Source organism: Luteibacter mycovicinus (assembly GCF_000745235.1).
GTDB classification, from domain to species: Bacteria; Pseudomonadota; Gammaproteobacteria; order Xanthomonadales; family Rhodanobacteraceae; genus Luteibacter; species Luteibacter mycovicinus.
Map to the genome: position 1 here is coordinate 669,542 of NZ_JQNL01000001.1, position 18,830 is coordinate 688,371.

Sequence of the window (18,830 nt, forward strand, 5' to 3'; positions counted from 1 at the left end):
GCTAGCCGGCGAGCATCAGCAGCCGGCTCATCACCGCACGCAGACGTGCGGGCGCCAGCGGCTTGGTCAGGTAGCGCAGCCCGGCCGCCGCGGCGCGCTCGACATCCGATGCCGAGGGCGCCTCCGCGATGAGCACGACCGGCGGCAGGCTGCCCCATCGCGAACCGAGCGCTACGCGAAGCTCTTCGGTAGCCATGCCGTCGATCGGATCCTCGAGCAACACGATCGACGGTGCCTCGTCGGTCTCGGCATGACGCATGGCTGCGCTGGCCCCGGGGACGGCCACGACATCGCAGCCCCACGAAGACAACAGCCGGGCCGTCGCCTGTCGCGTGATGGCGTCGGCATCGACGAGCATCACACGCGCCCCCGTAAAGGGCGACTCGTCTTCGGCACTCGCACCCGGCGCGACCGCATCGGCATCGCCGCGATACACCGGAACGGCGATGGAGAACACGCTGCCGCGCCCCAGCCGGGAGCGCACGCCGACACGCGCTCCAAGCAGCCGACCGATGCGATCGACAATGGAGAGACCGAGCCCCGAACTGCGACGATCGCGATCCATCCCGTTATCGAGGCGAAGAAACTCGTCGAAGATCGCGCGTGTTTTCGCCTCCGGAATACCGAGCCCCGTATCCCAGACCTCGATGCGCACCGCATCGTCCTGCCGCCGCGCACCAATCAGCACGCCACCGCGCGGTGTGTAGTGGATCGCGTTGGAGAGGAAGTTCTGTAGCACGCGGCGAAGCAGCAAGGCATCGGCACGCACGACGAAAGCACTGTCGACCCAACGCAGGCGCAGGCCCCGCGAATCGGCCAGCACGGCAAACTGGCGGGCCAGATCGGCAAGCATCGGGCCCAGGGCCACCGCCGTGAAACGGGGCTCGACCGCACCGCCCTCCAGACGGGACACGTCCAGCAAGCTGGCAAGCAGTTCGTCCTGCGTGTCGAGGGCGCTGCGCACACGCTCTGCCAGTTCGCGCTCGTTCGCGTCGAGCCGGCCCTCCGCCAGCGTACCGATGAAAAGACGCGCGGCATTCAACGGCTGGAGAAGGTCATGCACGGCGGCGGCGATGAAACGCGTCTTGGATCGGTTGGCGCGCTCGGCCTCCGCCTTGGCCTCGTGGAGATCGCGCGTGCGCTCGTCGACGCGTTGCTCGAGGCTCGTCGCCAGCGAGCGCAACTCGCGCGCCGCCGCCTTGTACGCGGTGATGTCGGCATAACTGGTAACGAAGCCACCATCCGGCAGCGGGTTGCCACGAATCTCGAACGTCGTGCCGTCCGGACGCTCGCGCTCATACATGTGCGGGCTACCCGCACGCAGATAGGCGAGACGACGCTGAATCGCTTCCTCGGGATCGCCCGGGCCCAGAAGGCCGCGGCGTGCGTTGAAGCGGAACATGTCCTCGATGGGCCGCCCCGCCCGCATGTAGTCGTCGGGAAAACCGAAAATCTGCTGGTAACGCGAATTCCACGCCACCAGACGCAGCGAGGCATCGACGACGCTTACGCCTTGCGGCAGGTGCTCCAGGTTGCCGTGCACCCCCTGGGTCGCCTCATGCGCGGCGGCTACGATGCTGTCCTGCGCCGACCGCAGCGCGGCGGCATGATGCGCGACCATGCGCTCCAGCTCCTCGCGGCTGCGCAGACGCAGACGTGCAAGGCGGATCCGCTGTTGCAGGAACAGACCGAAGAGGATCACAGGCAGCCAGCCTGCCAGTACGATCAGCGCCGCGTTGCGTGCCGCCACGGTCGCCGGGCGCGCATCGGCCAGCAGGTGCAGTGTCCAGGCCTGCTGCGGTAATGGCAGGCTGCGCCAGATGACCTCATGAGGCAGCGCGGGCGACCTCACCCTTACCTGATCCGCACCGTCCCCGGCGGTTCCCACCCGGGTGCGTACGATCAGGGGAAGCGTGCGACCGCCGTACTGGCGCGTGCGATCGATGGACAAGGCGTCCCGTGGATCGAGCGCGTGCAAGGTGCGGTACATCCATTCAGGGCCACGGTTGGCCAGGAAGACCACGCCGTGCCGGTCGGCCAGCAACACGATGTCCTCTCCGCGCGCCCAGTCGTGGCGCACATCGTCCAGCGTGATCTTGACCACGACCACACCGATATGACGGCCCTTATCGTCGTCGACGGTGCGGGTGATGAAGTAGCCCGGCACGTTGGTGGATACGCCCAGCGCGTAGAACGTGGAGTGGCCATCACGCATCGCGTCCTGAAAGTACGGCCGGAAACGGTAATCCAGACCGACGTTACTTTCCGGCGTGTTCCAGTTGTTGGCGGCCACGGCGTGGCCGTCACGGTCCAGCAGGGTCAGCGTCGAGGCATGCACCGCGCCGTTGGCCTGTTCCAGTTTGCGGTTGAGCGCTGGCGTATCGATGGATGCGGTCGGACCGGACAACGCCGCCCTGAGCTCGGGATCCAGCGCCAGCACGTCAGGCAGCACGGTAAAGCGATCGATCAGGCGCTGCACCGCCAGCGCATGCAGAGTGAGCCGGTCCGCCGACTGCGCGGCGATGCCGCCGAGCGCCCGCCGCCAGGCCCACCAGCCGCCCAGCGCCACGCTCCCGGCCATGGCCAGCAACAGGATCAGCAGGGTAACGAAGCGGGCAAGACGCGATCGGGGCATGCGACATGCTCGCACAGGCGCGGGACCTCTAGCCGGAATGTGCTATGGGTCGTTCCGGCCGCAGGGAGTACAAAACGGCACCCGCCCTCAAAAGGGCAGCTGCCGTTGTCGTGCCATGTCCCTGCGCTCCGCCTCGCCCGTCGTACCTGTCCCCTTCTATCGCCAGACCTACGTCCAGGTGCTGCTGGCCATCGCACTCGGCGCCCTGCTCGGCCACTTCTGGCCGACGTTCGGCCAGTCGCTGAAGCCTCTGGGCGATGCCTTCATCAAGCTGGTGAAGATGATCATCGCGCCCGTGATCTTCCTCACCGTGGTCACCGGCATCGCCGGCATGCCGCACCTCAACGCCGTCGGCCGCGTCGTGCTGAAGGCGATGATCTACTTTCTGGTCTTCTCGACCCTCGCGCTGATCGTCGGCCTGATCGTGGCCAACGTGGTGCAGCCGGGTGCGGGTCTGAACATCGATCCCGCGACCCTGTCGACGAAGGAAATCGCGACCTATGCGTCCAAGGCGCACGATATCTCGCTGACCGGCTTCCTGCTCGACATCATTCCGGACACGGTGGTCGGCGCGTTCACCTCGGGCAATATCCTGCAGGTGCTGCTGTTCGCGGTGCTGTTCGGCATCTCGCTGACGATGGCCGGCGAGCGCGCGAAGCCGGTCGTCTCCTTCTTCGAGTCGCTGACCGCGCCGGTGTTCACGCTGGTGCATCTGCTGATGAAGGCCGCACCCATCGGTGCCTTCGGCGCCATCGCGTTCACCATCGGGCGCTATGGCATCGAGTCGCTGTCGAACCTGTTGTTTCTGGTCGCCACGTTCTACGGCACGGCGATCCTGTTCATCGTGGTGGTGCTGGGCACGGTCGCCAGGCTGGCCGGATTCTCGATTTTCAGGCTGCTGCGCTATCTCAAGGCGGAGCTGTTGCTGGTACTCGGCACCTCGTCGTCGGAGGCCGCACTTCCGTCGCTGATGGAGAAGATGGAGCGTGCCGGTTGCGACAAGTCCGTCGTCGGCCTGGTCGTGCCCACCGGTTACTCGTTCAATCTGGATGGCACCAACATCTACATGACCCTGGCCGCGTTGTTCATCGCGCAGGCGACAAACACACCGCTGACGCTCGGTGAACAGGTCGCCCTGTTGCTAGTGGCGATGGTCAGCTCGAAGGGCGCGGCGGGCGTCACCGGTGCGGGATTCGTCACGCTCGCGGCGACCCTGTCCGTGGTGCCCTCGCTGCCGGTTGCGGGCATGGCGCTGATCCTCGGCGTCGATCGGTTCATGAGCGAGTGCCGCTCGCTCACCAATTTCATCGGCAACGCCGTGGCTACCGTGGTCGTCGCACGCTGGGAAGGCGCGCTGGATCGCAAGGCTCTGGACGCTGCCCTGTCGTCTCGCGCGGAGAACCGCGCGCCCACGCTCGTCGCTTCACAGGGGAAACAGTCATGAGCTTGCTTCGCGTCGCGCTACTCGCCGCGGCCATCGGTCTCGCGTGCACCGGCCAGGTGGCCGCGCAGGCCGCGCCGGATGCCGGTAAACCTACCTCCATCGATCTGTGGCCCGGCAGTCCGCCGGGCGGCGGCAGCGGTCCGAAGGGGCCGGAGCGTATCGGCCAGAGCGGTACCGGTGTCGGCGCGGTCTCCAACGTCAGCCGCCCGCGTATCGAGGTATATCGCCCCGCCCGCCCGAATGGCGCGGCGGTGATCCTCATCGGCGGCGGCGGCTATTTCCGTATCGGGATCGGGCATGAGGTGATCCCGACGGCGAAATGGCTGGCGGCGCTGGGCGTCACACCGGTGGTGCTTTATTACCGCCTGCCCGCCGATCACTGGCCGGCCGTCGCGCCATTCCAGGATGCGCAGCGCGCGATCCGCGTTTTGCGTGCGCATGCCAGCGAGCTCGGCATCGATCCGAAGCGCGTGGGTGTGGTCGGGTTCTCGGCGGGTGGCAATCTTGCCGGTATCGCCGAGACGCGCTTTGCCGATGCGTTCTATCCCGCCGTCGACGCGGCGGACCAACAGTCGGCACGACCGGATTTCGCCGGGCTGATCTACCCGGTGATCTCGTTGCAGAAGCCCTTCGATACCACACGGTCCAGCCGCGAACTGTCCACGCAGTCCGATGCGGTGCAGGCCTATTCGGTCGAGCTCCACGTGACGCACGACACGCCGCCGACCTTTCTCGCGCAGGCCGCCGACGACCCGATCGCCAACATCGGTAACAGCCTGGTGATGTTCGACGCCCTGCACAAGAACGATGTCGACACCGAAATGCATGTGTTCGACAAGGGTGGTCATGGGTGGGGTCTCGGCGATCCCGGCTCGGCGCCGGCGCAATGGCCTCGCTTGTTCGCCGCCTGGGCACGTCGTGCAGGCTTCTTCAACGCCGTCGACACCGGCCCGTTCGCCGTGCCCGCCACATCGCCGTCGAATGCCGCGCCCGCGGCCAGCGATGCGATTCCGGACGACAACTGATCGCCACCGACGACGAGACGCATGCCATGAAGACAAGCCAGTCCCGCCTCTATCCGGCGATCGCCGCCGTACTCTTTGCCAGCGGCATGTCCGCGCCGTCGATGGCCGCCGACAAGGTGACCAACGCCGAATTGTTGAAACTGATCAGGCAGCAGGCCGCGCAGATCGATGCGTTGAAGCAGCGCCTTGCCGTGGTGGAAGGCCAGACGCATGCTCCCGCCATGGCCTCCGCCGGTGTCGGTACTCCCGTCACGCCCACCAACACGCAGCCAGTTGCCAGCGAGGACGACCGCCGCCAGGCGCAGGTCGACGCGGCCATCGCCGACACGCGCGAGAGCGAGATCGCCGTCGCCATGGCGCGCGGTGGCGCAACGAAATCCTCCGGTGGCAGCACGCGCTGGGGCCTCGGCGGCGAAGCCGGCCCGCTGTTCCGCAGCGACGATGGCTTCTTCACCTTCAAGCCCGACGGTCGCCTCCTGATCGACTTCACCCGTACCAGCGGATCGAATTACGACACACGCAACATCAACGGGGCGCAGATCACCAGCGCGCGCCTCGGCGGCGAAGGCACCGTCGGCGCACTCGGTTACCACGTCGAAGCGGACTTCGCCGATAACGTCGTCGCCCTGCGCCAGACCTACCTCACGTACACCGCGAAGCTGTTCGGCAACACGACGAAGTTCTATCTCGGCAACTTCCTCAAGGATCTCGGCACCGAAGGCTCGTCCGAATCGGCGCGCGTGCCCTTCATGCTGCGCAACGCCGCGACCGCGGTGGGCCAGCCCGTCGTCAGCTACTTCGGCATGGGCGCACAGATGCGGATGTACGGCAACAACTGGCATTACAGCCTGTCGATCAACGGCAACGCCCCGAACAGTTCCACGTCGGGCACGCGCACCGACTCGACCACGTACCTCACCCGCGCGCACTGGAATCCGTGGAAGACCGAAAACGGCTTCCTGCATGTGGGTGGCTGGTACTACTACGAGAAGATCAGCGACGGCGTCACCAGCATCAACAACACGCCGGCCATCGCGCTCGACTACAATGACAACCTCGCGGTATCGGCCAGCTCCATCGCCAATCCCACGCAGGATCGTGGCAAGGGCTATGAACTGGGCGGGGTACTGCGCAACTTCTGGCTGATGACCGAGTACGGCAAGCGAACCATCGATTCGAGCACCGCCGACTCGGTCACGCGGCACGGGTCCAGTTTCGCCGCCGGCTGGATGATTACCGGCGAAGCGCCAGGGTTCTCCAGCCGTTCGGGCAGCTGGAAAGCGGTGAAGGTGAACAACCCGGTGACGTCGGGCGGCTGGGGTGCCTTCGAGCTCGCCGGGCGTGTCGACCATTACGACTACGCGGACGCACCGCGCGGCGGTATCGGCAAGAGCTATACGCTCGGCGTGAACTGGTACCTCAACGACTGGTCGCGGCTGATGCTCAACTATGTCCACTGGAATACGGATAACCAGGTGGGCAGTTTTACCGGGCCTGACGCCGGTAATTCGGTGGCGGTGCGGGCTCAGGTCGTCTTCTGAGCCGGCACCTGTTGCAGGACGGGCCGGAAAGATCGCGGCGCCGAGGCTACGAACAGCGCCACGCAGCCGACGACGGTGATGTCGACCTTGTCGAAACGCTTCGTGAGTTCGGCCCGCAGATCATCCAGGCTGTCCGTCGCGTTACCGAAGATACCCTTGCGGTTATAGAACGCCATCAGCCGCACGGCCGCACCGCTACGCACCACACCTTCCGCCAGGATGGTCGCACCGAAGATCACGCCACCCGGAGCGAGCAACGGCAGCATGTGGTCGAAAACACGGGCCTTCCCGGGCATGTTGCCCGGCAGGCAGTGCAGCAGATAGGTCAGGCCGATGGACGCGAACGGCTCGCCTACCGGTCGCACCGGCTGCAACACGTCGGCCACGTGGCTCTCGGGCGCGTAGCGCTCCACCCGCTTCGCCGCCGAGCGCAGGGCATTGCGGTTGAGGTCCATCAGCGCCAGCCGCGGCGCGGCCGGGAAGCGGCAATGATCCAGATACCACCCCGTGCCGACACCTACATCCAGATGGTTAGAACTTACGTAACTGTCGTAGATCCCGAGGATCCGTGAGGTCGGACAGCGCCACACGGCGGGGTTGGAGATACGCAGGACGAGCGTGTCGTAAATGGCCAGGGTCAACGGGGAATAGACGGACTGGCTGTCGTAATCCTTGTCTTCTTGCAATGTCATTGGCGGGTTCCGGGGGCGGATGAGTGCGATGTGAGGAGATCGATGCCGCAATCCGTGCGCAGGGTAGCGGAACGTCGGCGCCACCTCTTTCACAATTGCACCCTAAAGCCTGGCCGACCCACGCCGATCCACTAACAAACACGCTGAGCCGACCAACCATGCCCGTCCAGCACGCCCGCCACACCAATCTGACTGCCGTCCTCGCCCAACTCGAACGCGAGGGTATCGTTGGCTATGCCGAACAGGCCGAGCACCTCGGCAACGTCACCGAGCACCGTCTCGCCTCGATGCACCAGGGCGGCACCATCGATGTGCTGTTCTCCCAGCATGTCGAGTGGGTGCTGCACCGACGAAAAGGCTGGATGGACGAACTGCATGAGGACGATCCGCTAGAGGCGTGAGCGGAATCCGTCCCGTCGATCTAGTGCCGCTGACTGAGCCAGCGTGCCTGATCGACCGCGTCGATCACGACTTGTGGCTTGTCGTACTGGATGTAGTGCCCGGCGTCCGGGACGATGATGTTGATACCACGCGTGGACATCGCCGCGACGCGCGTGTGCATCCCCTCCCATGAAAGGGTCCGGCGATAGCGTTCCTCCTGCGTTTCGTCATCGCGCTTCGGATACGGCGAATGCGTCAGCACGATGAGAGGCATGTCGCCGAAGTCCTTCCGGGTAGCCCGGGTCTCGTCGGCGCTGGTGTAGTAGACGTTTTCCCGCTCCGACGCGATCGCTGCCTGCCAGCGCTCGGTGCTTCCATACGCTGCCTGAGCGTTGTCGATTGCCGGGCTGAAGCGTGGATCGTCGGTCGTGCCGACGCACTTCGCATACTCCGGCGTTCCTTTCTTAAGACCTTTTCGAGCGGCGTCGATGCATCCGTGTGCGTCCTTCAGATAGGCGTCGTATTTCGCCTTCTGATCCGGCGCACCGATGGCCCAGCCCTCCTCTGACTGATCCTCGTGCGAGCCTTCCACGATGACCAAGGCGATCACCTGGTCGCGATACTTGTCCGCGTAGACACGCACGTTCAAGCCAGCCAGCGAGTGGCCCACCAGGATGAACGGCGGTTTCTCACCTGCGGCATTTAGCAGAGCGTGCAGATCTTCCGAGGCGTTCACTGGCGTGCCAGGCCGACGCGCGGCATCGCTGAACCCGAGGCCGGCGCGATCGAAGGAACATACCCGGCCGCGCTTCGACAGCTCAGGCTGCACCAGCGCCCAGGACACCGTCGAGTCGCCCATCCCGGCATCCATCACCACAGTGGGCGAGCCCTGCCCGGTGCAGTATAGGTTCAGCCTCTGGCCGCTGCCGATGTCCACAAGACGCGCGGCATGGGTGTAGACGGGGTCGGTGATGACACTCCCCGCAGCTGTGCCCGACGCTGCGCACCCCATCGCCGCAGCCACGCACAGAAGCCCTGCTAGCATTTTCGTCACTGAATATCCCCCTCGGATCAGGGACAAGTGTCGCATGCTCGAAGCGCGAGGGTTACACGGCTCGCCTCGCTTCGCGCACGACTGACCGCAAAGCCGCGCTGGCCAGCTCCACGCATCGTCGCCTGCCGTTAGGTCAACGACGCTCCCCGTATCGAATTTGGATGAAGCACCCTGCTGGTACCGTATCGACGACCTCGCGAAATCCTGCGACGTTTGTTAGCCTCGCCGGCCCATCGAAAGATCGTCCCCATAGTGAACTCCGTGAAAAAAAGACTTATCCCGTTGCTCCTCGTTGCCCTTCTCGCCGGTTGCGGCGACCGCAGCGCCAGCTACTCCATCGACAACCCGACGGATAAGCCGCTATCGCTGACCATCGACGGTAAGGCATACGAGGTCCCCGCGAATGACGCCGAGAGCGTGTCGCTCAGCGCGGGAGAACACACCATGAAAGGGGACGTCGTCGGCGACATCCGGTTCATCTCGTACTATCGCGGTCGGGGCGGCATCATCAACCCGACGCTGAGTGACTATGTGATTTATCGCCAGAGCTTCGAGAAGGTGAATACCAAGTCGCCTGGCTACCAGGGCAAGCTCGACACCATCGTACTCGACGGCGTGACGTTCGAAGGCACCATGAAGCAGTCGAACGCTCTTTTCATCGACAAGGACTGGACGTATGGCGTGGACGAAGAGCTTCCCGACAGTGTGACCGAGCACGACAACGGTCTGAATAACACGGTGCATAACAAGGTCTTTCGTGCGAAGGACTTCATCGCATTCTTCGAAAAGAATGCGGACGCGAAAGGCTACTTCGAAGCGAATCGTCCGAAGAACCCGTCGCCTGTCGTTCACAAGCTGACCGTCCTCTCCCCGACTCTGCCGCCGATCGACGATCCGGCTCTGGAGAAGCTGGCGGAACCGCTGCGCGAAAACTACGCGAAGTATCTGAAGGCCAAAGATGCGTCAGACCAGGAAGCCCTGCAGAAAGAAAATTTCACGCTGAGCATGGCGTTCTCCAGAGGCGCGATGGCGATCAACGACAAGACGCGCCTCTCGCCGGAGTCGTCCAGTCAGATCGATGCGTTTCAGCGTGCTATCGGCGAGGCATATGGGTCGACGGCGCTGGTCGAGCCGTAAGCGCCATCACAGCAAACGTGCCGGACACAGGAGAGTGTCCGGCCTTTGCGCTGATCGCTTCCAGTGCGAGTGCAACGCGCTGGCAAACCGGGTAAACGCTAAAAAACAACTTGCGGTTGGCTGTAGGGCTAGGCCTTGTACGTTTCCCAGCAGCCATCCTGGCGCTCGACCTTGACCACTACCGTGCCACCGGCGCGCTCGACCATCCGCGCGTAATTGCCGGCAAGCTCGATCGCTTCACGTTCGGAGCGGACCTCGTCGACCGGACGATGATCCGAGCGTACACGCCATGGGCCTCGCGCCGTCGACGGCGGCGAGATGTAGATCAGCACTTCTTCCGTCATGCCTTGCCCAATGCCTTCCGGACATCGTCCGTCATGATGCCGACGCGCTTCACTGTCTCCCGAAGCTTGTCTTCCGACACGCCGAGAATCCGGGTCCAGTATTCGACCTCGTAATCCTCATGGACATTAATGCGCTGCGCATCGCCGGGGCCGCGCTTGCTGGTGTCGTCGCTCATAGCCTGCGCCTCGTTGAAGGTGGCCAAACGTGGCAGACGAAACGTCGAGCGTTTGTGGATCTGGCGCGAAAGTTCAGCGGATGAAGGCAAGGAGATCGGTCGCTTCCTCTTCCGTCAGCGCTTCGGCCTCGACGTCGAAAAGCAGGGATTTTCCGGTTGTTTCGTTGTTGAGACGGCTGCAGCCAAACGTGCGCAGGTCGCCTGACAGGACGTCGCCCGGCGAAATAAGGCCTTCTTCCAGCGTACCTACGGTAAACCCCGCGATTCGCTCGATGAGTGCGACACGAAGCTCGTGGTGGTACCAGGCAACCATACCTCGCATGTGCGACCCTCCCTTCAGACGTGATACTGCTCTGTTGGGACGGCGATTGTGTGAAGGGGCGTGGTGCCACCCACGACTCTCGGTAGGTTTCCACCCCTTTCGCTTCGTCCAGGACGGTACCGGCGCCCTCGCCAGCGGATGCGGAGATACAATCCCCCGGCATTTCAGATGGTGGAATACACGGAGGTACGATGAGCGACACGACCGAGTTTCGCGTTACTTACGATGGCCCGGCTCTCGAAAACCATGAGATGGATCCGCGCGAACTCGCGCCGGCACTTCTTGCCATGGCGGACCTGCTGGATGCCTCGGCCAAGGTTCTCTATGGCGACAAGGCCAAGGTGAACGTCAACGTCAAAGGTTCGTTCAAGACGGGCAGCTTCAACGTCGACTTCGTAACAGGCGTCAAGTGGCTGCAGTCGGTTCGCGACATCTTCGCGGGCTCCGAGGCAACCGCCATCGCGAATGCTTCGGCGATTCTTGGCGCACTGGGCGTGCTCGGAAAGACGGGGCTCATTCCATTGCTGAAATGGCTGCGAGCCAGGCCAATCACTCGAGTTGAACTGACCGATCCTGCGGGCCGGGACCGCCCGCGGGCTCGCATCTGTGTCGGGAACGATTTCTACGACACCGAGGGCGCGACCGTGGATCTGTTGAGAGATGTCGGCGTGCGAAAAGCCATGGAGCGGGTACTCGCCCCGCTCGAAACATCGGGCATCGACGTTGTCGCGCTCGGCCAGGGGTCGTCGGTAAATATCACCGTGGACGCGGGCGACCTCCCATCCTTCGTTTCGCCTGTCGCTGAGAATCTTCGCCACCCGCCCGGCAGCGAAGCTCGGCGGTCTGCCCGGCTCTGGGCTTGACGCCACCTCCGTTCCTGCCAAAATGACCTGAAAGTCATTAACTCGGTCGAGGTGTGCCATGTTGGACGTTCTTATCGTTGGTGCAGGCCCCACTGGCCTGGCGCATGCACTCTGGCTGACGGCCCAGGGTGTGAAGGTCCGAATCATCGACCGAACAGCCGGGCCAGGGACCACGTCCCGGGCCATGGCCGTGCAGGCCCGGACACTGGAGCTCTACCGGCAGCTGGATCTCAGCGACGAAGTGGTTGCCGCGGGTTTCCAGAACCGGGCCATGAATATCTGGGCGCGCGGAAAGCGTCGCGCCCGGGTTGCATTGCAAGACATCGGCAGCGGTCTGTCCCCCTACCCCTACATCCTCGTCTATCCCCAGGACCTCCACGAAAAGACGCTGGTGGCCAAGCTCGCCTCCCTCGGCGTAAACGTCGAACGGGAGACTGAGCTGGTCGACTTTCAGGACAAGGGAGACCACGTCGAAGCGCGTCTTCGTAGCGCAGACGGTACGGAGGAAACGGCATCGGCCATGTATCTGTCAGCCTGCGACGGGGCAAGCTCCACCGTCCGCAAACAGCTCGGCATAGGTTTCGAGGGGGGCACGTACCGGCAGGTCTTTTATGTTGCCGACGTCGAGTTGTCAGGCCTCGAACACATGGGCGAGGCGCATATCGCGCTCAACGGATCGGACTTCGTTGCGGTGCTCTCCTACAGCGATGACGGGAAGGCGCGGCTCATTGGAACCGTTCAGGACGAGCGCGCACAGCACCCGGAAAGCCTGACCTTCGAAGATGTCGGGCAAGAGGCCATCGCGAGCGTCGGTATCAAGGTCGAGAAGGTCAACTGGTTTTCTCATTACCGCGTACATCACCGTGTTGCCGACCGTTTCCGCGAAGGCCGCGTGTTTCTGATGGGCGACGCGGGTCACGTCCATAGCCCGGCGGGTGGACAGGGCATGAATACCGGAATTCTCGATGCCATCAACCTCGCCTGGAAACTCGCCGAGGTCATCCACGGCCGGGCGCCGGACGCGCTGCTCGACACGTATGCCGACGAGCGGCAGGCCTTTGCACGCGAGCTGGTCAAGACCACCGACCGAGTCTTCAGCCTGATCACGGCGGATGGTGGGCTTGCCGACATCATGCGCAGCTACGGCGTGCCGTTGATTGCCAGTGCTGTGTACAAGGTCGGCCCTGCACGCGATCTCCTGTTCAAGATGGTGTCGCAGACGGCCCTGACCTACAAAGACAGCACACTAAGCGAGGGGACGGCAGGAGACGTCGACGCCGGCGAGCGCCTCCCCTGGGTCAGCATCGATGGACGCGATAATTTCGAATCGTTGGCCAGGATTGGATGGCAGGTGCACGTGTACGGCACCGCGAAGGAAGACCTCAAAGCATGGTGTGGCGAGCGCGGGGTCGTGCTACGGGAATTCACCTGGACATCCGCGTATGAAAAAGCGGGTCTCCGGCAGGACGCGCTCTATCTGCTCCGTCCCGACACATGGGTTGCCCTCGCCGACCCCACAGGCTCGGTCGAAACGCTGGACTCCTACTTCGCTTCGCGTTCTTATCGTCCAGGAGTAACCGACAGGCAGGATTTGTGACAGAACAGGAACCTAAATGGAGCCGGCGCAAAGACGCCCGCCCACAGGAAATCATCGAAGCCGCTATTGATGAGTTCGTGGCCAAGGGGTACGCCAATGCAAAGCTGGCCGACATAGCCAGACGAGCCGGTGTGGTGAAAGGGACGATTTACCGATATTTCGAAACGAAAGCGGATGTCTTCCGGGCGGTCGCCCGGCATCTCGTGACGGAGCACCTCAGCACCATCGAAAACGCGTCAAGTAGCGCGGACAACGACGTCACCACCGTCCTGCCAATGATCCTCTCGCAGGTCGCCGACAGGATGAGCGATCCGCGCGTTCCCGGTATCGTGCGCATGGTTCTGGTCGAGGGCCGGACGTTTCCCGACCTTGCGGCGGTTTGGCATGACGAGGTCATTGGCAAGGTCGCAGCGTTTTTGACGGCAAACATCCAGCGGGGCCAGTCGACCGGAAGCATCCGGAAAGGAGACCCTGCGCTGATGCTCTTTTCCATCATGGGCCCGATGCTGCTCGGCGTCCTGTTCAGGGATACGTTTCCGGACAGTTCCTTAGCCCCCGATCTCAACGCGCTGGCCGCTCAGCACGCTGACTTGCTGAGGCACGGTATGGGTCAAGGGCGGACGTGAATCCGTCGGCCGAATCGGATCCGAACCCAGCGAGATCATGCCCGTCGACGTCTTCATCGACGTAGCCAAGGCAGCCTTAAAAGACCTCGGAAACGACTAGAGCGAAGATCGCTGTCCGGTCGGGACGCATCGGAAAGTCTCGGATGTAGTCACAGGTTTCCCGGATGGACCGAGCCGCGTAGGCGGCCGCATTCTCGCCGGGTCTTGGATTGCTGCACCAGTTGGCGTAGGCCAGCTCGAAGCCTTGCGCCGTCCGAAAGAATACATCTCCGCCCAGGACCGCTACCCCGGTGTCGGCGAGCAACTGCGCTGCTTCGATGGCGTCCTCGGCATCGAGAGCGACGTCCTCCGTGCCGAACGCGTCCATCATGGAAACGCCGCGATCCCTAACCCAATTAAGAAACGGTGATGGAAAACTCATTGCGGGTTACCCAACACCCTTATGGGACACGCGATCGTCATTCTTCGCGCGATTAGAGTCCGCGATACCCGCGGAAAACGCCTTAGCCGCCGCGTAGCTGACAGCCGCACTTTGTCAGGCTAGTTGCCGCTATCGCGGAAGTGTCTACGATGTTTTTTCCAGATCTATCGGTGGTGAACCCAATGTTATAACGCTCACCCTCATTGAGGAGCGGAGTTTTATTGGCTTCGAACTCGTAAAGGGTGGAAGTCGTTTCAGGGTGAAACTCATGGCGATACACAGCCGCGCTAATCCGGGTGATTTTGTAGTCGGTAACAATCAGATCATGGATGGTCTTTAGATCACGCGGCTTCATTCCGTTGCTCCGTTGGCTTTATGACTTTCGGGAATAGATTCTTAGGCGGGCCAATACATCCGTTTGAGCGGCACCATCCGCTTCGTCTCACTGTCCGTGGCTTCGTAGTGCTCAACGAGGGTGCGGACCAGGGTGTCCAGGTTCCACAGCGCCAGAGGCACGGTCGCCTGCTCGACCTCATACAGCGCATCCTTAGGTCGGTCGCGGATTCACTTGGCCAAGCTGAAGTAACCCACCAACGCATTGCCATCGGGTAGATCTTGCGATTGCGCGATCGCGATCACAGCTCCATCCGGCAAGGACCACACCGACATGGCGGCCGGACCGGTCACCCGGGTGACTCGTGAAATCTCTTTCGCATGGAGCCGAGTAATGAGCTGGTTTCCCAGCTCCGCATGGATCACCACCCACTGCGGACCGATGTCGGGACTTACGCCGGTGAACACGAACATACGCTGATCCACGATGTGGTAGCCGTCCAACTCGTTTACCTGTGCGGCAACCCGGCGCACCAGGTCGGCCTGTTGCTCTGGAAAACAATCCGCCGCGATGGGTTGGCGCGGATTGAACAGCTCGCTAGTAGGCAGTTGGTCCAGCGACATCGGGGCATCCTTTGCGGAAATAGAAGCGCCCACACACAGTAGGGCAAGAACAACGAATCGGAAGATAACGGTCATATCAGCGCACCATGACCGGGCCGGTCTGAACCGGCGCCTGTTGCTGGGCCGCCTGCGCTTGCTGGGCCGCCTGCGCTTGCTGGGCCACTTGAGCTTGCTGCGTCTCGATAGCCTGAAACTGCGCCTGGCCCTGGGCGTGGAACGCCTGGCCGTCGGGCGACTGGGCCAACGCGGTCAGCGCCTGCCCCATCGCCGCCGGATCGTTCATGCTGGCCAGAAGCCGATCCATGGCCAGGTCCCCAGTGCTGGCCTGCGGCGGGACTTGCTTCGGGTCGGCATGAGCAGGCTGCCCGTGGGCATGGTCCTGCGTGCGCTGCCGAGCCTTGGGGCCGATCTCCAGGTCATCCAGGTGACCGTTGTCCAGCACCGTCTTCAGGTCTACTTGAACGGTGGGGGAGAGGGAATCAATGCCCATACCGGGCGCGTGATTGTGGCCCCAAGGGTTGCGCAAGGACATGGCCACATTGCCCTGGGCGTCCTTGCTGACCCCTTCGACCATGTAGACATGGCCCACGCCATGGTCCCCTTGGATCAAGCCGTCGTTGGGCACCGTCTTCATGTAGTTGGTGCTCAAAAGAACCGGTCGCCCTTCCTTGAGCGCGCCGTCCAGCTGCTCGTAGACCTTCTCCAGAGTGGCCTGCTTCGCGTCGTGTGCGGACACGCGGGTCGGGGACTCGCCGGTCAAGGCGTAGATGGCATTTTTTGGCCAGCCGCCATCGCCGATCTTGCTCAAGCGATCATCCATCGTCTCGTTCGGCTGCTGGCCCATCCTGGCGTAGGCCGCTTCCATCACCGCCGGCCAGATCGCGGGCTGTGGACCTCGGGCAAGGTTGTTGCTGCGGACCATATCCGTCTGGAGGTCTGCCTGGGTGACCTCGATTTGGACGGGCTTGGGCTGGTCCTTTAGCCCGAGAAATCCGCCGTGGCCATGCTCGTAAAGGGTGACCGTAAAGCTGGAAGTCTTTGGATCGTAACGAATGGCGTCCTGGATGTGCCCAGGTTGCTGCGTCGCCAACGCCCCCAGCGGGGCTACGAAATAACAGTCGCCAAGGAGGTTCTGCCGAATGTCGGCAGCTTGCGGTCGGCCGGACGGACCGTAAAGCCGCTCATCGGTCAGGGTGGGATCACCCATGGCGCACTCCCTCGCTTAGACTCAAGCCCGGACGTTACCCCACCCCGAAATGGAGAGGCAACCTTGGACGCCCAAGCCCAACTGTCACCACTGGTCGAAACCGCCAAGCAACTCGCCCTGCTGGCCGAAACCCTGGAGCGACGCAGCGGCGCGGCCGCTGCTCAACAGGAGCAAGCCGGACAAGCCCTGACCAGGGCCGTGACCGCGTTGCGCGGCGATGTCGACCGGCTGATTCAGGGCGCAGGCCAGCAGGTCGCGCACGCGGCCAAGCAAGGCGTGGACGCGTCGCTGGCGGAGAGTGCGGCCCGGCTGCATCAAACCAGCACGGCCGCTGTTACCAAGGTGAACTCGGCTATGGGCGCGCTGGACCAGGGGCTGGCCAAGGCCAGAGCTGCTCTTTCTCGGCAAATTACGCTGGGCTACTTCGCCATCATGGGAGCCATGCTGTTGGCGGTCGGCGGCGGCGGCGTTGTGCTCTGGATGGAAAAGCAGGCTTACGAGGACGCTCGGGCGCGCACCGCGGCGGCAAACGTCAGTGCCGACACCGCTGCCGCTTTCGCGCAGGTCAACATGACCTCGTGTGGCGGTCGCCCTTGCGTGAAGCTGGACACAAAGTCGCCGCGGTGGGGTGACAAGGGTCAGTATGTTCTGGTGGATACCAAGGCGCTGGCGAAGTAACGCATAAGACTCGACCGCACTCGCATCGAGGTCACTGCCGCGAGCTCGGCATTTCGAAAGCGACGTATTACGTGTGGAAGTCCAAGTACGGCGGGATGGAGGCATCCGATGCGCATCGGCTGCGCGATCTGGAAGCTGAGCACAACAAGCTTAAGCGCATGTATGCGGATCTGGCGATGGAGAATGACGGACTAAAAGATCTCATTGCAAAAAAGCTCTGGACCCGACGCAAAAGCGCCCGCTCATTACCTGGTTGGTCGAGCACCACGGATGGAACGCGCGGCGGGGCTGTCAGGCACCGGGCTTTTCGTTATCCACACTGCGCTACAAAGCACGCCCTGATCGCGACGAGAAAGTCATCGCGCTGCTGGCCGAGTTGGCGGAGCGTTTCCCGGAGCGCGGCTTCGACAAGTTGTTTCAGATCATCCGTCGCCGCGGCTTGCTGTGAAACCATAAACGCGTCTGGCGGGTGTATTGCCTGATGCACTTGGATCGCCGGCGGCGCGGCAAGAAGCGCGTCCCAACACGCCATCCGCTGCCTTTGGTGGCTGGCGAGGCCATCAACGATAGCGGGTCGATCGACTTCATCTCCGACGCGCTCTGGGATGGTCGTCGGTTCCGAACATTCAACGTAATGGTTGGCACTAACTAACGGGGTGTCGGCAGCTTCTAACCTACTACGGTGCCCTAACGAAAAACGCCCAGTAACCACGAGGGTCCTGGGCGTTCAACGACTTACTTTACTGGCGGAGAGGGAGGGATTCGAACCCTCGGTACGCTTACACGTACGCCTGATTTCGAGTCAGGTACATTCGACCACTCTGCCACCTCTCCGTGAACGGTCGACGGCAGGGCTTTCGCTCTGCCGGGCCCGCAATGATAGTGGCTCTTCCCCGCCGTGACAACAGCCTTTTCATGCGGCATCCTGCCTGAGAAACCTGGGCCCCCAAGGCCCCCTCCTCCGCTTTCCCAAGGCCCACATGATCGAGTTTGGACACGGCACCCACACGGGACTGCGCCGCACGCGCAACGAGGACACCTATTACGCCGATGCCGGCCTGGGGTTGTTCCTGGTCGTGGATGGCATGGGCGGTCATCAGCATGGCGAGGTGGCGTCGGCCACGGCGCGCGATGGCGTGGTCGCTCAGGTGACGGCCGGTCAGTCGCTGGTCGACGCGATCCAGCGGGTGAATGAGGCGCTGATCGCTCGCTCCAGCGGGCTCTCGGAGTCGCGGCCGATGGGGACGACCATCGCCGCGATCAGGATCGTCGGTCGGTCCTACGAGGCTGCATGGGTCGGCGACAGCCGGATCTATCGCTGGCAGCACGGCTCGCTGGAGCGCCTCTCGCATGACCATTCCATCGTCGAAGCGCTGGTCGAGGCGGGCGAGCTGACCGAGGCGCAGGCGCGGACACATCCGCAGCGCAGCGTGCTGACGCAGGCGCTGGGAATTACGACGCCGGAGCAGTTGCATATCGGACTGGCTCGCGGCGAGCTTTCGTCGGGGGCGCGGTTGCTGCTGTGTACCGACGGCCTGACTGACGAAGTCGTCGACGCGCGGATCGGAGAGATCGTCGGGCGGACGGATATCGCGGCTCAGGAGGCGGTGGATCACCTGATTCTCGAGGCGCTCGGTGGGACGGGGCGGGACAATGTGACGGCTATTTTGTTGCGGGCTGCTGGGTAGAGCTCGTACCTTGGGCGCTGAGGGGGCGGGTTTGTCGCGCGC

At 63.3% G+C, this 18,830-nt stretch carries 20 protein-coding genes, 1 tRNA gene and 1 pseudogene; 11 read left to right on the plus strand and 11 right to left on the minus strand.

From position 1 onward, the window contains the following. Position 1 precedes the first annotated feature (1 nt). On the minus strand, positions 2 to 2,635 hold the full coding sequence (locus FA85_RS02955) for a hybrid sensor histidine kinase/response regulator (RefSeq protein ID WP_036112115.1): 2,634 nt from the start codon (positions 2,633 to 2,635) through the stop codon (positions 2 to 4). Positions 2,636 to 2,750: 115 nt separating this feature from the next. Between FA85_RS02955 and FA85_RS02960 the strand changes: the two genes are divergently transcribed. The 3 genes from FA85_RS02960 to FA85_RS02970 are packed head-to-tail and all read left to right on the plus strand — an operon-like array spanning position 2,751 to position 6,645. Next, entirely contained in the window at positions 2,751 to 4,079 is a 1,329-nt protein-coding gene (locus FA85_RS02960; protein WP_036112112.1) for a dicarboxylate/amino acid:cation symporter, read from the plus strand. Next, on the plus strand, positions 4,076 to 5,104 hold the full coding sequence (locus tag FA85_RS02965) for an alpha/beta hydrolase (RefSeq protein WP_036112109.1): 1,029 nt from the start codon (positions 4,076 to 4,078) through the stop codon (positions 5,102 to 5,104). Before FA85_RS02960 ends, FA85_RS02965 begins: the two co-directional genes overlap by 4 nt. Before the next feature lie 26 nt (positions 5,105 to 5,130). After that, complete coding sequence (locus tag FA85_RS02970; RefSeq protein ID WP_081907417.1) at positions 5,131 to 6,645, plus strand: porin; 1,515 nt, start codon at positions 5,131 to 5,133, stop codon at positions 6,643 to 6,645. Here the strand turns inward: FA85_RS02970 and FA85_RS02975 are convergent. Continuing rightward, positions 6,630 to 7,337: a class I SAM-dependent methyltransferase gene (locus FA85_RS02975; protein ID WP_051943467.1), complete on the minus strand. Its 708-nt coding sequence runs from the start codon at positions 7,335 to 7,337 to the stop codon at positions 6,630 to 6,632. The genes FA85_RS02970 and FA85_RS02975 overlap by 16 nt on opposite strands. A gap of 158 nt (positions 7,338 to 7,495) precedes the next feature. On the opposite strand from FA85_RS02975, the gene FA85_RS02980 reads away from it, so the two are divergent. After that, the gene (locus FA85_RS02980; RefSeq protein WP_036112106.1) at positions 7,496 to 7,738 is read left to right on the plus strand and encodes a hypothetical protein; all 243 of its coding nucleotides are present in this window, start codon (positions 7,496 to 7,498) and stop codon (positions 7,736 to 7,738) included. A gap of 20 nt (positions 7,739 to 7,758) precedes the next feature. Here FA85_RS02980 and FA85_RS20745 read toward each other — a convergent pair whose 3' ends face one another. Beyond that, on the minus strand, positions 7,759 to 8,742 hold the full coding sequence (locus tag FA85_RS20745) for an alpha/beta hydrolase (RefSeq protein WP_197056478.1): 984 nt from the start codon (positions 8,740 to 8,742) through the stop codon (positions 7,759 to 7,761). A 291-nt stretch (positions 8,743 to 9,033) separates the two neighbouring features. Here FA85_RS20745 and FA85_RS02990 point away from each other — a divergent pair, with 291 nt between their 5' ends. Continuing rightward, complete coding sequence (locus tag FA85_RS02990; RefSeq protein WP_156108702.1) at positions 9,034 to 9,909, plus strand: hypothetical protein; 876 nt, start codon at positions 9,034 to 9,036, stop codon at positions 9,907 to 9,909. Positions 9,910 to 10,037: 128 nt separating this feature from the next. Here FA85_RS02990 and FA85_RS02995 read toward each other — a convergent pair whose 3' ends face one another. The 3 genes from FA85_RS02995 to FA85_RS03005 form a co-directional block, all read right to left on the minus strand. Further along, positions 10,038 to 10,253, minus strand: a complete 216-nt coding sequence (locus FA85_RS02995; protein ID WP_036112102.1) for a hypothetical protein — start codon at positions 10,251 to 10,253, stop codon at positions 10,038 to 10,040. Further along, entirely contained in the window at positions 10,250 to 10,429 is a 180-nt protein-coding gene (locus FA85_RS03000) for a DUF3606 domain-containing protein (protein WP_036112099.1), read from the minus strand. The genes FA85_RS02995 and FA85_RS03000 overlap by 4 nt, the downstream gene beginning before the upstream one ends. A gap of 73 nt (positions 10,430 to 10,502) precedes the next feature. Then, positions 10,503 to 10,751, minus strand: coding sequence for a hypothetical protein (locus FA85_RS03005; protein WP_139382678.1), 249 nt, complete (start codon positions 10,749 to 10,751; stop codon positions 10,503 to 10,505). A 191-nt stretch (positions 10,752 to 10,942) separates the two neighbouring features. On the opposite strand from FA85_RS03005, the gene FA85_RS03010 reads away from it, so the two are divergent. Genes FA85_RS03010 through FA85_RS03020 form a run of 3 tightly spaced genes read left to right on the plus strand, consistent with a single transcriptional unit; the run spans position 10,943 to position 13,837 of the window. Next, complete coding sequence (locus FA85_RS03010; protein ID WP_051943461.1) at positions 10,943 to 11,614, plus strand: LAPAL motif-containing putative phage structural protein; 672 nt, start codon at positions 10,943 to 10,945, stop codon at positions 11,612 to 11,614. 58 nt (positions 11,615 to 11,672) lie between these two features. Next, positions 11,673 to 13,211 (plus strand): FAD-dependent oxidoreductase, encoded by a 1,539-nt coding sequence (locus FA85_RS03015; protein WP_036112093.1) that lies wholly within the window; start codon positions 11,673 to 11,675, stop codon positions 13,209 to 13,211. Continuing rightward, positions 13,208 to 13,837, plus strand: coding sequence for a TetR/AcrR family transcriptional regulator (locus FA85_RS03020; protein WP_036112090.1), 630 nt, complete (start codon positions 13,208 to 13,210; stop codon positions 13,835 to 13,837). Before FA85_RS03015 ends, FA85_RS03020 begins: the two co-directional genes overlap by 4 nt. Positions 13,838 to 13,913: 76 nt before the next feature. Here FA85_RS03020 and imm40 read toward each other — a convergent pair whose 3' ends face one another. From imm40 to FA85_RS03040, 4 genes are all read right to left on the minus strand, one after another. Then, positions 13,914 to 14,207: an Imm40 family immunity protein gene (imm40, locus tag FA85_RS03025; RefSeq protein ID WP_036112087.1), complete on the minus strand. Its 294-nt coding sequence runs from the start codon at positions 14,205 to 14,207 to the stop codon at positions 13,914 to 13,916. A 133-nt stretch (positions 14,208 to 14,340) separates the two neighbouring features. Further along, the gene (locus tag FA85_RS03030) at positions 14,341 to 14,613 is read right to left on the minus strand and encodes a hypothetical protein (RefSeq protein WP_051943459.1); all 273 of its coding nucleotides are present in this window, start codon (positions 14,611 to 14,613) and stop codon (positions 14,341 to 14,343) included. A gap of 209 nt (positions 14,614 to 14,822) precedes the next feature. Next, entirely contained in the window at positions 14,823 to 15,290 is a 468-nt protein-coding gene (locus tag FA85_RS03035) for a hypothetical protein (RefSeq protein WP_036129109.1), read from the minus strand. A 1-nt stretch (position 15,291) separates the two neighbouring features. Continuing rightward, positions 15,292 to 16,422 carry a C2 family cysteine protease gene (locus FA85_RS03040; protein WP_036112080.1) on the minus strand — a complete coding sequence of 377 codons (1,131 nt, stop codon included), beginning with the start codon at positions 16,420 to 16,422 and terminating at the stop codon, positions 15,292 to 15,294. 63 nt (positions 16,423 to 16,485) lie between these two features. Between FA85_RS03040 and FA85_RS03045 the strand changes: the two genes are divergently transcribed. Together FA85_RS03045 and FA85_RS21790 are read left to right on the plus strand one after the other, a co-directional pair. Next, positions 16,486 to 17,100, plus strand: coding sequence for a hypothetical protein (locus FA85_RS03045; RefSeq protein WP_036112078.1), 615 nt, complete (start codon positions 16,486 to 16,488; stop codon positions 17,098 to 17,100). A gap of 35 nt (positions 17,101 to 17,135) precedes the next feature. Beyond that, a pseudogene (locus tag FA85_RS21790) lies at positions 17,136 to 17,737 on the plus strand (transposase); the annotation flags it as partial. 107 nt (positions 17,738 to 17,844) lie between these two features. Here FA85_RS21790 and FA85_RS03055 read toward each other — a convergent pair. Further along, a tRNA-Ser gene (locus FA85_RS03055) sits at positions 17,845 to 17,934 on the minus strand. Between the two features lie 146 nt (positions 17,935 to 18,080). Between FA85_RS03055 and FA85_RS03060 the strand changes: the two genes are divergently transcribed. After that, positions 18,081 to 18,788: a PP2C family protein-serine/threonine phosphatase gene (locus tag FA85_RS03060; RefSeq protein WP_036112075.1), complete on the plus strand. Its 708-nt coding sequence runs from the start codon at positions 18,081 to 18,083 to the stop codon at positions 18,786 to 18,788. Positions 18,789 to 18,830: the final 42 nt, after the last annotated feature.

Excerpts from the sequence above, each read along its gene's own strand:
- FA85_RS03040 (WP_036112080.1), bottom strand. The coding sequence starts at position 16,422 with ATGGGTGATCCCACCCTGACCGATGAGCGGCTTTACGGTCCGTCCGGC.
- FA85_RS02980 (WP_036112106.1), top strand. The coding sequence starts at position 7,496 with ATGCCCGTCCAGCACGCCCGCCACACCAATCTGACTGCCGTCCTCGCC.
- FA85_RS02995 (WP_036112102.1), bottom strand. The coding sequence starts at position 10,253 with ATGACGGAAGAAGTGCTGATCTACATCTCGCCGCCGTCGACGGCGCGA.
- FA85_RS03005 (WP_139382678.1), bottom strand. The coding sequence starts at position 10,751 with ATGCGAGGTATGGTTGCCTGGTACCACCACGAGCTTCGTGTCGCACTC.
- FA85_RS03030 (WP_051943459.1), bottom strand. The coding sequence starts at position 14,613 with ATGAAGCCGCGTGATCTAAAGACCATCCATGATCTGATTGTTACCGAC.
- FA85_RS02970 (WP_081907417.1), top strand. The coding sequence starts at position 5,131 with ATGAAGACAAGCCAGTCCCGCCTCTATCCGGCGATCGCCGCCGTACTC.
- imm40 (WP_036112087.1), bottom strand. The coding sequence starts at position 14,207 with ATGATGGACGCGTTCGGCACGGAGGACGTCGCTCTCGATGCCGAGGAC.
- FA85_RS02975 (WP_051943467.1), bottom strand. The coding sequence starts at position 7,337 with ATGACATTGCAAGAAGACAAGGATTACGACAGCCAGTCCGTCTATTCC.
- FA85_RS03015 (WP_036112093.1), top strand. The coding sequence starts at position 11,673 with ATGTTGGACGTTCTTATCGTTGGTGCAGGCCCCACTGGCCTGGCGCAT.
- FA85_RS02965 (WP_036112109.1), top strand. The coding sequence starts at position 4,076 with ATGAGCTTGCTTCGCGTCGCGCTACTCGCCGCGGCCATCGGTCTCGCG.
- FA85_RS03035 (WP_036129109.1), bottom strand. The coding sequence starts at position 15,290 with ATGACCGTTATCTTCCGATTCGTTGTTCTTGCCCTACTGTGTGTGGGC.
- FA85_RS03010 (WP_051943461.1), top strand. The coding sequence starts at position 10,943 with ATGAGCGACACGACCGAGTTTCGCGTTACTTACGATGGCCCGGCTCTC.
- FA85_RS03000 (WP_036112099.1), bottom strand. The coding sequence starts at position 10,429 with ATGAGCGACGACACCAGCAAGCGCGGCCCCGGCGATGCGCAGCGCATT.
- FA85_RS03060 (WP_036112075.1), top strand. The coding sequence starts at position 18,081 with ATGATCGAGTTTGGACACGGCACCCACACGGGACTGCGCCGCACGCGC.
- FA85_RS02955 (WP_036112115.1), bottom strand. The coding sequence starts at position 2,635 with ATGCCCCGATCGCGTCTTGCCCGCTTCGTTACCCTGCTGATCCTGTTG.
- FA85_RS02960 (WP_036112112.1), top strand. The coding sequence starts at position 2,751 with ATGTCCCTGCGCTCCGCCTCGCCCGTCGTACCTGTCCCCTTCTATCGC.